13 protein-coding genes are annotated in these 13,371 nt (G+C 54.9%); 12 read left to right on the top strand and 1 reads right to left on the bottom strand.

The features are described 5' to 3' along the window. Nucleotides 1-112 precede the first annotated feature (112 nt). The 10 genes from nusB to spo0A all read left to right on the top strand — a co-directional run bounded on the left by nusB (nucleotide 113) and on the right by spo0A (nucleotide 9,712). A complete protein-coding gene (nusB, locus tag KNP72_RS00980; RefSeq protein WP_214720370.1) occupies nucleotides 113-496 on the top strand; it encodes a transcription antitermination factor NusB in 384 nt (127 codons plus the stop codon). An 87-nt stretch (nucleotides 497-583) separates the two neighbouring features. Then, the gene (folD, locus tag KNP72_RS00975) at nucleotides 584-1,420 is read left to right on the top strand and encodes a bifunctional methylenetetrahydrofolate dehydrogenase/methenyltetrahydrofolate cyclohydrolase FolD (RefSeq protein ID WP_214831848.1); all 837 of its coding nucleotides are present in this window, start codon (nucleotides 584-586) and stop codon (nucleotides 1,418-1,420) included. After that, a complete protein-coding gene (gene xseA / locus KNP72_RS00970) occupies nucleotides 1,413-2,762 on the top strand; it encodes an exodeoxyribonuclease VII large subunit (protein WP_214720371.1) in 1,350 nt (449 codons plus the stop codon). The genes folD and xseA overlap by 8 nt, the downstream gene beginning before the upstream one ends. Next, complete coding sequence (xseB, locus tag KNP72_RS00965) at nucleotides 2,731-2,961, top strand: exodeoxyribonuclease VII small subunit (RefSeq protein WP_029595272.1); 231 nt, start codon at nucleotides 2,731-2,733, stop codon at nucleotides 2,959-2,961. Before xseA ends, xseB begins: the two co-directional genes overlap by 32 nt. After that, on the top strand, nucleotides 2,958-3,836 hold the full coding sequence (locus KNP72_RS00960; RefSeq protein ID WP_214720372.1) for a polyprenyl synthetase family protein: 879 nt from the start codon (nucleotides 2,958-2,960) through the stop codon (nucleotides 3,834-3,836). Before xseB ends, KNP72_RS00960 begins: the two co-directional genes overlap by 4 nt. 123 nt (nucleotides 3,837-3,959) lie before the next feature. Beyond that, a complete protein-coding gene (gene dxs / locus KNP72_RS00955; protein WP_214831847.1) occupies nucleotides 3,960-5,852 on the top strand; it encodes a 1-deoxy-D-xylulose-5-phosphate synthase in 1,893 nt (630 codons plus the stop codon). 6 nt (nucleotides 5,853-5,858) lie between these two features. Then, nucleotides 5,859-6,680: a TlyA family RNA methyltransferase gene (locus KNP72_RS00950; RefSeq protein WP_214831846.1), complete on the top strand. Its 822-nt coding sequence runs from the start codon at nucleotides 5,859-5,861 to the stop codon at nucleotides 6,678-6,680. 139 nt (nucleotides 6,681-6,819) lie between these two features. Continuing rightward, a complete protein-coding gene (gene ahrC, locus KNP72_RS00945) occupies nucleotides 6,820-7,269 on the top strand; it encodes a transcriptional regulator AhrC/ArgR (protein WP_021067696.1) in 450 nt (149 codons plus the stop codon). A gap of 13 nt (nucleotides 7,270-7,282) precedes the next feature. After that, nucleotides 7,283-8,980, top strand: coding sequence for a DNA repair protein RecN (recN, locus tag KNP72_RS00940; protein WP_214831844.1), 1,698 nt, complete (start codon nucleotides 7,283-7,285; stop codon nucleotides 8,978-8,980). After that, nucleotides 8,981-9,712 (top strand): sporulation transcription factor Spo0A, encoded by a 732-nt coding sequence (spo0A, locus tag KNP72_RS00935; RefSeq protein WP_021067694.1) that lies wholly within the window; start codon nucleotides 8,981-8,983, stop codon nucleotides 9,710-9,712. Between the two features lie 616 nt (nucleotides 9,713-10,328). Here spo0A and KNP72_RS00930 read toward each other — a convergent pair. Next, nucleotides 10,329-10,577: a DUF2627 family protein gene (locus KNP72_RS00930; RefSeq protein ID WP_021067693.1), complete on the bottom strand. Its 249-nt coding sequence runs from the start codon at nucleotides 10,575-10,577 to the stop codon at nucleotides 10,329-10,331. A 131-nt stretch (nucleotides 10,578-10,708) separates the two neighbouring features. Between KNP72_RS00930 and KNP72_RS00925 the strand changes: the two genes are divergently transcribed. Next, on the top strand, nucleotides 10,709-12,346 hold the full coding sequence (locus KNP72_RS00925; RefSeq protein ID WP_214831842.1) for a sigma 54-interacting transcriptional regulator: 1,638 nt from the start codon (nucleotides 10,709-10,711) through the stop codon (nucleotides 12,344-12,346). Between the two features lie 122 nt (nucleotides 12,347-12,468). Then, on the top strand, nucleotides 12,469-13,365 hold the full coding sequence (yqiS, locus tag KNP72_RS00920; protein WP_214831840.1) for a phosphate butyryltransferase: 897 nt from the start codon (nucleotides 12,469-12,471) through the stop codon (nucleotides 13,363-13,365). Nucleotides 13,366-13,371: the final 6 nt, after the last annotated feature.

Raw genomic sequence — 13,371 nt, 5'->3', positions numbered from 1 at the left:
CCTTGACCAGGAAGCCCGAACATTATTTGGGCTTCCTGGTTTTTTGTACTGAATTTATGGAGGCTTTATGCTAAACTATCACAATGAAAGCATGCAAAAGGAGAGTATCTGAATGAAACGTCATGAAGCACGGGAAAAAGCGATCCAAACGCTTTTTCAAATCGAAGTATCAAAACTTGAGGTAGACGAGGCCATTGAATTTGCCCTCGATGGCATGGATTCAGATCCATTCTACGAACAACTCGTCGTTGAGACGTTAGAAAAGAAAGATGAGATTGACGAATTGCTCATCGAAAACTTGAAAAACTGGAGACTCGATCGTCTCGGAAATGTCGAGCGGACGATTCTCCGCATGGCGACGTACGAGTTGCTCTACGTCGAGACGATTCCGGACAAAGTGACGATCAACGAGGCGGTCGAACTCGCCAAATCGTTCGCCGATGAGGAAGCGGCCAAGCTCGTCAACGGCGTGCTCGGTAACATCATCAAAGCGTAAGCGAAGACAAGAATACGGTCTGTTAAACAAATAGAGAAGACACCACACCAACTACAGAGAAACCTAAGACAACGGGGGATGAGAGAGATGGCAGTAGTGATCGACGGGAAACAAATCGCAGCATCATATCGGGAGACGTTGAAAGAACGTGTCAGTGCGCTCCGTGCGCGCGGCATCGTACCGAAACTGAAAGTCATTTTAATCGGGGATGATCCGGCGAGCCACAGCTACGTCCGGGGGAAAGAGCGGGCAGCGGCTGACATCGGCATCGATTCGCAAGTAATTCGCTTCGATGACACGATTTCAGAACGTGAAGTGCTCGAACTGATTGATTCGATGAACGCGGACGACGAGTTGCACGGTATTCTCGTGCAGTTGCCGTTGCCGAAGCATATCGATGAGAATCGCGTCATCATGCGCATCTCACCGGACAAAGACGTGGATGGGTTCCATCCGACGAACGTCGGGAAGATGATGCTCGGTCTCGAGACGCTATTGCCATGTACACCGCACGGGATTCTACACCTCGTCAAGACGCAGACCGACTTGGTCGGCAAGCACGTCGTCGTCGTCGGTCGCAGCCAAATCGTCGGGAAACCGGTCGGGATGCTGTTCTTGAACGAATCCGCGACGGTGACCTACTGCCATTCGAAGACGAATGATCTCGGGTCGATGACACGGCAGGCCGATATTTTGATTGTCGCCGTCGGTCGGGCCGGTCTCGTCACAGCTGACATGGTCAAACCCGGGGCGATTGTCATCGATGTCGGTGTCAACCGCGTCGACAGCCGTCTCGTCGGGGACGTCGACTTTGCAGGTGTCCGTGATGTCGCGAGCGCAATCACCCCTGTTCCGGGTGGTGTCGGCCCGATGACAATTACGATGCTCATGCACAACACGGTCGAGGTCGCCTCTCGTGGATAATCCGATTCAAGTTTCCGAAGTCGTCCGTTACGTGAAGCGACAGCTCGACGATGACCCGATTTTGCAACAACTTGCCGTCATCGGCGAGATTTCGAACTTCAAACGTTACGCCTCCGGGCACTGTTATTTCACCCTCAAAGACGAATCGTCGCGGATGAAGGCGGTCATGTTCTCTCGTGACGCCCGGACGCTCAACTTCGAACCGAAAGACGGGATGAATGTGATCGTCGTCGCCCGCGTGACGATGTACGAATCGACAGGCGACATCCAGCTTTACGTGGAACTGATGCGACAGGACGGCATCGGGATGTTGTTCGAACGGTATGAGGCACGAAAACGTGAGCTTGAGGCGAAGGGATGGTTCGCAACGGAACGGAAACGTCCACTGCCGGCCTTCCCGGAGCGAATCGGGATTATCACTTCGCCGAAAGGAGCGGCCCTCCACGATATTGCCACGACACTCAGGCGTCGTGCGCCGCACGTGGCCATCACGTTTGCGCCCGTCGCCGTCCAAGGCGATCAATCCGCCCCGCAAGTGGCGAGCGCGATTCGATGGATGAACGAACGCACCGATTGCGACGTGTTAATCGTCGGCCGAGGTGGCGGGTCGATTGAAGAGTTATGGGCGTTCAACGAGGACGTCGTCGTCGAAGCGATTCACGAATCTAGGATTCCTGTCATCTCGGCCGTCGGGCACGAAACCGATTTCACGTTGGCTGACTTTGTCGCCGACGTGCGAGCCGCGACTCCGACGGCGGCGGCAGAGCTCGCGACAGCGACGATCGAGGCGCAACGAAAAGACGTCGAACGGTTGACGGCCCAGTTGACCCGGTCCGTCACGAATCAGATGTCGTCGATTCGGGAACGGCTCGGTCGGGCGACGAACAGTTACGGCTTAAAGTCGCCCCGCTTCACGCTCACACAAAAGCGGGAGCGGTTCGAACAAGCCGAGATTCGGCTCGAACAAGGTGTCACGAAACAAGTGACACATGCCAAACATCGCCTTGCCCAGTCCCGACAACAGCTCGATGTCCGAAAGCTGGCGCAGACGCTTCGTCGCAACGAGGAGACACACCGACAATTCGACGGTCGCCTCAAGCGCATCCGGCCACTCGAACGACCGACGGACCGCTTTGCAGCCCAAGTCGGTCGCTTGAACGCGGTCAGTCCTCTCGCCGTGCTCGCTCGAGGATATACGTTGATTGAGCAGGATGGGACGTACGTGAAAGATGTCAAACAACTACATGACGGCCTGGTGACAATCCGGTTTCGGGATGGCCAAGCCGTTGCGGAAGTGAAGGAGAGACATGATGGCGAAACAACAAGCAGAACAGACGTTTGAAGCGGCACTCGCCCGCCTCGAGGAAATCGTGACGCAACTCGAGACAGGAGAAGTCGCCCTTGAAGAAGCGATGACCCTCTATGAGGAAGGTGTCCGCTTGTCGGCACTCTGCCAGGCCAAACTGACGGCCGCGGAACAGAAGATGGACGAGATTCTCGAACTCGATGGGACGCTCCGTGAAAAGGGTGGCACCGTATGAGCGCGCAAGCCTATCTTCAAGAGTGGAAACAGGAAGTCGAGACGGCGACACGCCGTCTCATTGACGCGTCGTCGATGCCGGAACGTTTATTCCAATCGATGACGTACTCACTCGAGGCAGGGGGGAAGCGGATTCGTCCGGCTCTCCTTTATGCCGTCCTCGATACATATGGACGTCCGCGGGCGCTCGGTCATGAAGCGGCCGTCGCCCTCGAGATGGTTCACACGTACTCCCTCATCCACGACGACCTTCCGGCGATGGATGATGACGACGTAAGGCGTGGGCGTCCGACGAATCATCGTCGGTTCGATGAGGCGACCGCGATTCTCGCAGGCGACGCCCTATTGACGGACGCGTTTCGGATTCTGGCCCATGCGGAGCTCGAACCAGTGAAGAGCGTCGCACTCATCGCCCGCTTCAGTGAAGCGGCAGGTAGCGCCGGCATGGTCGGCGGTCAGCTCGATGACATGCTCGCTGAAAAACGGAGCGGTGTGACACTGTCGACTCTGCAATCAATCCATGAGCGGAAGACTGGGGCGCTTCTCGTGTATGCCCTTGAAGCGGGGGCCATCCTTTCGGACGCTTCCGAGACGGATCGTCAGGCGCTCGCACGGTTCGGAAAACATCTCGGGGTCGCCTTCCAAATCCAAGATGATATTTTAGACGTCGAAGGAGACGAGGCGCTCATCGGGAAACGAGTCGGTTCGGACGAAGGAAACGATAAAGCGACGTATCCGAAACTGCTCGGTCTCGATGGAGCGAAAAAAGCGCTGGAACAAGAAGTCACGGAAAGTGAGGCCGCACTGGCCGAACTTTCGGTCGAGGCCCCGCTTTTACGGGAGCTTCTCGACTTCGTCGTACGACGCAATCATTAATCTCGGTGACACGATGAGCACATCGTGTCACCTTTGTTTTTGTGAATGTATAGCATCTATGGACACATTCTTGTAAAATGTAAGGTACGAATCAGTAATAAGACAGGAGAAAGGATGGTCATCATGGACTTGACATCCATTCAAGACCCGTCATTCTTAAAAAAGATGTCGGTACCCGAGTTAGAAGCGCTCGGCGCAGACATCAGACGGTTTTTGATTGAAAAATTGGCTGAAACGGGAGGGCACTTGGGACCAAACCTAGGGGTTGTCGAATTGACGCTTGCCTTGCACCGTGTATTTGACAGTCCGAAAGACCAACTCGTATGGGACGTGGGGCATCAAGCGTACGTCCACAAAATCTTGACAGGACGAACGAGTCAGTTCGATACGCTGCGTCAATACAACGGCTTATGCGGATTCCCGAAGCGTTGTGAGAGCGATCATGACGTCTGGGAGACGGGGCACAGCTCGACGTCCTTATCGGCCGCGATGGGAATCGCCATCGCGAACGAGTTGAAAGGACGCTCGAACGACCGGGCCATCGCCATCATCGGGGACGGGGCGCTCACTGGGGGAATGGCGCTCGAAGCGCTCAACCATATCGGCGCCGAGAAACAAAATGTCATCGTCATCTTGAACGATAACGAGATGTCAATCGCGCCGAACGTCGGCGCGATGCACAACATGCTCGGCCGGATGCGGTCGTCACGTAAACTGAAACACGCCCGTGAGGAAGTCGAGACGCTCATCAAACATATCCCGATCGTCGGCAACTCGCTCGAACGGAGCGGGGAACGCGTGAAGGATATGCTGAAATCAGCGCTCATCCCAGGGACGTTCTTCGAAGAGCTCGGATTCACGTACTTCGGACCGACGGACGGTCACGATTTACGCGACCTGCTCGAGACGCTCGAGTACGCCAAGAAAATCGATGGACCGGTCATCGTTCACGTCATCACGAAAAAAGGCAAGGGCTATCGTCCGGCCGAACTCGATGGTGTCGGCACGTGGCACGGTCTCGGACCGTATAAAATCGAGTCGGGAGAAGTCATCAAAGGCAAGGTCAAAGGACCGAGCTATTCGAAGGTCGTCGCTGAGACGATCACGAAAGTCGCCGAGACGGACGAGCGCGTGACACTCATCACACCAGCGATGAGCGTCGGCTCAAAACTCGATTGCTTCAACAAGCAATTCCCGGAGCGGATGTTTGACGTCGGCATCGCCGAGCAACATGCGGTCACATTGGCCGGAGGACAGGCGACACAAGGATTGAAGCCGGTCGTCTCGATTTATTCGACGTTCTTCCAACGCGCCTATGATCAGCTCGTGCACGACATTTGCCGTCAAAACTTGAACGTCGTCTTCACAATCGATCGTTCTGGTCTCGTCGGAGCGGACGGGGAGACGCACCAAGGGGTATTCGATATCGCCTTTATGCGTCATGTCCCGAACATTCGCATCTTGATGGCGAAAGACGAGGAAGAGTTGCAACATCTTGTCTATTCAGCGCTGAAGTATGACGACGGTCCAATTGCCGTCCGCTTCCCGCGTGGTGAAGGAATCGGCACACCGATGAGCGAGACGCTTCGCGAATTGCCGCTCGACGTCTGGGAGACGGTTGCAGACGGAACGGACGTCGCCATCTTGACGTTCGGTCCACAAGTACAAGACGCGCTCGAAGTACGCGCACTGCTTGAAGGACAAGTGAGCGTCCGCGTCATCAACGCTCGGACGATTAAACCGCTCGACGACGCTATGCTCTCCGCTTTATATGCGGAAGGCATCCCGCTCGTCACGTTAGAGGAAGCGGCGCTCGCCGGTGGCTTCGGTAGCAGTGTGCTCGAACATGCGAGCGATGCCGGGCAGTTCCCGCGTGTGCTCCGACTCGGCATTCCGGACCGCTATATCGAACACGGCGGCGTCAATCAGCTGCTCGAAGAAATCGGGCTCCGTCCGACGCAAATCGCTGACTCGGTTCAGCAGTTCGTTCAAGTGACAAATCGACAGAATGTGTGAGGAACTATGGAAAAACGAAAGAAAACTAGATTAGATGTGCTCCTCGTCGACCGCGGCTTAGCGGAGACGAGAGAGAAGGCGAAGCGGTCTGTCATGGCCGGGCTCGTCTATAGCGGGACTGAACGGCTCGAGAAAGCCGGCGACAAAGTGTTCGACGACATCCCGCTCGAAGTGAAAGGCCAAGTGTTGCCATACGTCGGACGGGGGGGACTGAAGCTTGAAAAAGCGCTCCAAGTCTTCCCGTTCGATGTGGCTGGTAACATCGGCATCGATATCGGTTCATCGACAGGCGGGTTTACTGATTGCGCGCTCCAAAACGGCGCTGCGCAGATGTATGCCGTCGACGTCGGTTATAACCAATTGGCATGGAAGCTGCGGAGCGATGACCGTGTCGTCGTCATGGAGCGGATGAACTTCCGCCATGCGACCGCGGACCAGTTTCCGGTGGCGCCGGACTTTGCGACGATTGACGTCTCATTTATCTCGCTTCGGCTCATGATTCCGCCGTTGAAGACGATCTTGAAGCCTAACGGCATCGTCATGGCGCTCGTCAAACCGCAATTTGAGGCCGGGAAGGCCGATGTCGGCAAGAAAGGCATCGTCCGGGACCGTGCCATCCATGAACGGGTCGTCGACGACATGGTCCGTTACTTCGCCTCGGAAGGGTTCGAAGTTGCGGGACTCGACTTCTCGCCGATCACCGGTGGGGATGGGAATATCGAGTTCTTATTGTTCGCCCGTTTCATCGGCGTCGGCAGTGTCGACCCAGCCATCGACGTGGACGCGGTCATCGACGCCGCCCACGCGCAATTGAAGAAGAACGCTTGAGCTGCAGACGTCTTGTCTGCAGTTTTTTTGTGTCCGCTCGCCGATCCAGGGAATTCATCCCGCGAAAGCTAGACCTTTTTTCGACAATACTTTAGAATGATACTGAGTATGCGAAACATAAAATGAGGTGTCAGCGAGTATGAACAAAGGACAGCGCTTGATTAAAATTCGAGAAATCGTGACCAATCGTGAAATCGAGACACAAGACGAGCTCGTCGATGAGCTACATCGCTCTGGATATCCAGTGACGCAGGCAACTGTGTCACGAGACATTAAAGAGCTTCATCTCGTGAAAGTGCCGCTCAATGACGGCCGCTATAAGTATAGTCTGCCGGCCGATCAACGCTTCAATCCGTACGGCAAGATGAAACGAATCCTCGGCGACAGTTTCGTCTCGGTCGACTCGGCCCAAAACTTGGTCGTCATGAAAGTATTACCGGGCAATGCGGATGCGATTGGTGTCTTGATTGACCATTTGTCATGGGATGAATTGATTGGAACGGTGTGCGGGGACGACACAATCTTGATGATTGCCCGCGACGAAGACCAGGCGAAGCGAATCATCGAACGACTACTCGGAATGTTATGAGGTGAACTATCGTATGTTAGCAGAACTATCGATCAAACAATTTGCGATCATCGATGAACTGAATATCACGTTCAACCGTGGGATGACCGTATTGACGGGTGAGACCGGAGCCGGAAAATCAATCTTGCTCGATGCGATCGGCCTGCTCGTCGGGGGCCGAGGTTCGAGCGAGTTCGTCCGCTATGGCCAAGACAAGGCGGAGATCGAAGGGCTGTTCAACGTCGAACCAGACCATCCGATCATCGAGGCGGCGACCCAATACGGCATCGAGATTGAAGAAGGGACCGTCATTTTGCGCCGCGACCTACATAGCAGCGGAAAGAGCGTTTGCCGTGTCAACGGCAAGATGATGCCGCTGTCGACGCTTCGTGAGCTCGGACGGCTGCTCGTCGATATTCACGGCCAGCATGAACACCAGCACTTGATGGATGCCGAATACCATCTCGGCATTTTAGATAGTTTTGCCGAAACCGAGCTTGCCCCGCTCCTCGAACGTTATCGAGAGGCTTACGTCGATTGGAAGAACGTCGCCGACGAGTTGAAACGATTGAGTCAAAGCGAACAAGAGCTGGCCCAGCGCATGGACCTGCTCGCGTTCCAGACGAATGAGATTGAGGCGGCCGAACTGAAGGTCGGGGAAGAACAGGCGCTCACCGAGGAACGGAACGAGCTCGCCAACTTCGAGCGGATTCATCAGCACGTCCGGTTATCGTATGAGGCCGTCGCGGATGAGGCGAAAGGTCTCGATCAAATCGGAATCGCCATGCGCGAGATGGAGGAAGCTTCCTCATTGTCGACTTCGCTCGCGCCGATGTCCGAGACGATCTCGAACGCTTACTTCTTGCTCGAGGACGCCAAATTCCAGTTGCGTGACCAGCTCGATTCACTCGAATTTGACCCGATTCGACTTGATGAGATTGAGACGAGGCTCGCCTTGTTTCAACAGTTGAAACGGAAATACGGGGCCACGATCGACGAGGTCATCACGTATGGGGAGAAAATCGCCGACGAGTTAAAATCGATGACGAATCGGGAAGAACATTTGCAAGAACTATCGGACCGGCTCGCCCGGCTCGAACAAAAAGTGCGTACGACCGGACTGGCGTTATCGGCGGCACGCAAACAAGCGGCAACAGAGCTCGAGAAAGCGATTCAACGTGAATTGAAGGAATTGTATATGGAGAAGACCCAGTTCGAAGTCCGGTTCAAAGAAGGGTCGTTCAAAGCGGACGGACTTGACCAAGTCGAGTTCTATATGATGACGAACGTCGGCGAACCGTTCAAGCCGCTCGCCAAAGTCGCTTCAGGCGGAGAACTGTCCCGTGTTATGCTCGCGTTGAAGTCGATTTTCTCGCGCACTGTCGGTGTCGCATCCATCATTTTCGACGAAGTCGACACTGGTGTGTCGGGACGTGTTGCCCAAGCGATGGGCGAGAAGATTTTCCGGTTATCGGTCGGATCGCAAGTGCTCTGCATCACCCATTTGGCCCAAGTGGCCGCCATGGCGGACCAGCATTTGTATATCACGAAGACGGAGACGGATGAGCGCACGAAGACGAACGTCTCGCCGCTCGGGCATGCCGAACGGGTCGATGAGCTCGGACGGATGATTGCCGGGGCGCAGATGACGGAATTGACGAAACAACACGTGGAGGAACTGCTCACTATGTCTCTCCAATTAAAACGGAAGTTTATCGAAGGGGTGTCTTAATTGATCACATTATGCATCGCGGACGACAATCGAGAAATCGTCGATTTGTTGACCCGCCAACTCGAGTCCGAAGACGACTTAAAAGTCGTTGGGACCGCCTACGACGGCGAGGCATGCTTAGACGTCGTCAAGACACACCAGCCGGACGTGCTGCTGCTCGACATCATCATGCCTCACTTAGACGGCATCGGCGTCCTCGAACGGTTACAGACGGAATTGGCGCACGCTAAACCAGAAGTGATTATGCTCAGTGCGTTCGGGAAAGATGAAGTCACGAAGCAGGCAGTTCAACTCGGCGCTTCTTATTTTTTGGTCAAGCCGTTCAACATTCAACAATTGATCACGAAAATCCGCGAACTCGCCGCCGGTTCGAGCCGTGAGTTCGAAGCGATGTCGCCGGAAGAACTCGACATCTCGCTCTTGCTGCAACAACTCGGCATCTCGCCGCGCATCAAAGGGTTCAAATATATCCGCCAAGCCGTCGTCTACGTCCGAGAGCGTCAGGAGCTGCTCGGATTGATCACGAAGGAGCTCTATCCGATGATTGCGAAAGAGCATGAGACGACCTCGTCCCGCGTCGAGCGGGCGATGCGCCACGCCATCAAGACGGCGTGGGAGAACGGGATGCGGGACCACGAGATGTTCAACGGTCGCCCTGAGCGCGAGCGCAGTCCGAAAAACTCGGAATTCATCTCGTATTTCGTCACATATCAATCGTTTAAACAGCAATAATCGATCAGGAGACCCTCCTCCTGATTTTCTTTTACTCTGTGAAAGAAAGCGCTTGCAAATCATGCAGAACTTGTTATAATAAAGGTGTACCAAGTTACTTGGACGAGCGTCAGATGAACGCTTTCTAACGCGTTCCGGAACGTGTTAGAGCAAGAAATCATCTCGGACCGCTATCCGTCAATAGCTCAGAGGTGGGAACGACATCTCAAATCGTCATCGTCCCGACGAGAGGTCGCGACGTACGCTCATTCGCGAGGCGATTCCGGCATCGAGTTCGAAGCTAGGGACCGTGTCCGGGGAAAACGAATCGTTCAGTTGACCAAAAGGAGTGTTGTCAACCGTTGAACAGTTTATGGCAAGCGTTCGACTTCACGATGGATGGTTCGACATGACCCGATGAATAATCGTTAGTAACTCGAATGGGTACGTTTCCGTTCACGCAAGACGGCAGTTACTACTTTCTTTCAAACTTCTTCATTAAGAAGACCATTGGAGCCTCATGTCACAAGATTGTAGCAAGTAGGAGAGGAGATCATCCGTAGTGATCACAATTCAATACGAATAAAAAGGTTCCGCACTTGAAATGAAGTCAAGTTAGGGAACCTTTTTTGTGTGTTCAAGAATCTATTCGTGGGACTTTGCCTGTTTTCTTGTCACGATTGAAGATATAACCTGCCACGAAACCGATCCCGCCCATCGCGATCAACAGTCCAAACGTTCCTTGTAACATCGAGGCGGCTGCCACCGACTCGATCCAAGAGAACGGGACGCTCGTCTTGAGGAAGAAACTGTCGCGAAGTAACTTGATGCCATAGACACCGAAGAGGCCAGGGATGATTAAGATCAACAGTGCGATGATACGCATAAGATCTCCTCCTTAACACTCATAAGTTTACCAGAAAATACATAGCTCGACACGGCCTTTTTTGTGAGGTTGCGAAATCAGTTCAGGTTCAGTAGCATGAATGCAGAACGGTAAAAATGGGGGATGTCTGAATGAATAAACGATTGATGATTGTCGGTGCGGGGAAAGGCGGGACCGAGGTGCTGAAAATGTTGCTCGACTCGCCGCTCGTCACCGTCGTCGCCGTCATCGACCCGGAGCCGACGGCCGAAGGGATGCAACTCGCGCGGAACCAGGGGATTATGACGGCGGAGGATTGGCGGGCATGTGCCGACAAGCGTCTCGATTTCGTGATTGAGACGACGGGCCGCTCCGAGACGTTCGATGAGTTGAAAGGACATTTCGCCGACGCGGTCGTCTTGCCCGGCGAGTTCATCCGCATCGTCGTCGAACGGCTGAAGCAAAATCAACAGATGCTCGAGGCGATTATCGATTGTACGAGCGAGGCCATCTCGGTCGCCGATCACAACGGGAACACGATTTTAATCAATCCGTCCTATACGCGACTGACGGGATTCAAGAAAGAAGACGTCGTCGACAAGCCGGCGACGGCCGACATCGGCATGCAGGAGAGTGTCCACTTGAAAGTGCTGTCGACCGGGCAAGGAGTCCGCGATATCCGGATGCAAATCGGGGCGACTCGGCGCGACATTCTCGTCAATGCCGAACCGATTATCGTCGAAGGGAAGTTGCGCGGGTCGGTCGGTGTCATCCGGGACGTGTCTCAAATCCGAGCGCTCCGTGACGAGCTGCAAGAAGCGAAGACACGCATCCGCAACCTCGAGGCGAAATACCAGTTCGCCGACATCATCGCGTCGAGCGACGCGATGCGCTTCGTCATCGAACAGGCCCGCCTCGCCGCGGTCACGCCGGTCACCGTCCTTATTCGCGGGGAGTCGGGGACGGGCAAGGAACTGTTCGCCCACGCCATCCACGGTGAGTCCCCGCGCAAATACAAGAAATTCGTTCGCGTCAATTGCGCGGCCATCTCCCCGACGCTCCTCGAGAGTGAGTTGTTCGGCTACGAGGACGGCGCCTTCAGTGGGGCGAAACGTGGTGGGAAGGTCGGCTATTTCGAAGAGGCCGATGGCGGCTCACTCTTCTTAGACGAAATCGGCGAACTGCCGGTCGATGTCCAAGTCAAACTACTCCGTGTCCTGCAGGAGCATGAAATCGTGCGGGTCGGGGGTACGAATGCGATTCCGGTCGACGTCCGCATCATCGCGGCGACGAACGCCGACCTTGAACAAAAAGTGGCGGACGGCACGTTCCGTGAAGACTTATATTATCGAATCAACCGGATGCCGATCCACATCCCGCCGCTCCGGGATCGGCTCGAAGAAATCGAGCCTCTCTGCGAACGCATCGTCCGCAAGCTGAACCAAGAGTACGGCCGCAGCGTGCGCGGGGTGAACCGCGAGGCGACCGAGCTGTTGAAGAATCAATATTGGAAAGGCAACGTCCGAGAGCTCGAGAATGTCCTCGGGCGGGCGATCATCTATATGGCGAGTTCCGAGCAGTGGATCGCGCCGCACCACCTACAGCTGTCACCGCGCGTTGCATCGGCCCGACCGACCGACGCGCTGTCGTTACAGGATGCCGTGTCGCGTTATGAGCGTGATTTGATTGAACGGGCCATCGAAGAGGCGGACGGCAACAAATCAGAGGCCGCCCGGCGATTACACATTTCGATTCGGACACTGTATAATAAACTTGAACGTATGCAATAAATTGCCTGCACTTTTTTTCGTGCCATGCAAAAAAGTGCAGATTAAACGACCTATTAAAGCGCTTTCAAAAGTGGAAACAAAATTGCTTGTTAGTAGATGAAGACAGGCAAGGGGGGACATGCATGAATTTTGAACGGATGCTCGAAAAGGCGAAGCAGTTAGACGGGCGAACCGTCTCGATTGCCGGGGCCGCCGATGTGGAGGTCATTCGCGCCGTCAAACTCGCGACCGATCACGGTCTATCTCGATTTAAATTGATTGGAGATGCCCGGGAGATTAAACGATTATGCGACGAGCACGGCATCGAAGATCACGCGGTCGATATCATCCACGTCAAAGGCGATAAAGAGATTGCCAAACGGGCGACGCTCGCGGTCAAGACAGGGGAAGCGGATGTGCTCATGAAAGGAATGGTCGCGACGTCGACGTTCATGAAAGCCGTGCTCAGCCGCGAGGCAGGACTCCGGACGAATCGGACGCTCAGCCATATCGCCTTATTTCAAATCCCGAACCGGGAACGATTAATCGGCGTGACCGACGCGGCCATCCATATCGCGCCGACGCTCGAAGAGAAAGTGGACATCATCGCCAACGCGGTCGATGCGATGACAGACATCGGGTACGAGCTACCGCGTGTCGCTGCCATCGCCGCCGTCGAAGTGGTCAATCCACAGATGGCCGCCACGACAGACGCGGCGCTGCTCGCCCAAATGAACCGTCGCGGCCAAATCAAAGGATGTGTCGTCGACGGACCGCTTGCGCTCGATAACGCCGTCGACATGGTCGCGGCCAAACAAAAAGGCATCGAGAGTGAGGTCGCCGGACAAGCCGACCTATTGCTCGTCCCATACATAGAGGTCGGCAACGTCCTTTATAAGTCGATGATGTACTTTGCCGAAGCGAGCGTGGCGGCGATCGTCGTCGGCGCAGCCGCACCGGTCGTTTTGACGAGCCGGGCCGATACGGCCGAGGCCAAACTGTACTCACTCGCATTCGCGCTCTTGCACGCTAAAAAATAAATTTTA

Source organism: Exiguobacterium sp. s152 (assembly GCF_018618335.1).
In the GTDB taxonomy this organism is placed as follows: Bacteria; Bacillota; Bacilli; order Exiguobacteriales; family Exiguobacteriaceae; genus Exiguobacterium; species Exiguobacterium chiriqhucha.
Note: the sequence above shows the minus strand (reverse complement) of the source record. Positions and strands in the feature narration are given on the sequence as shown.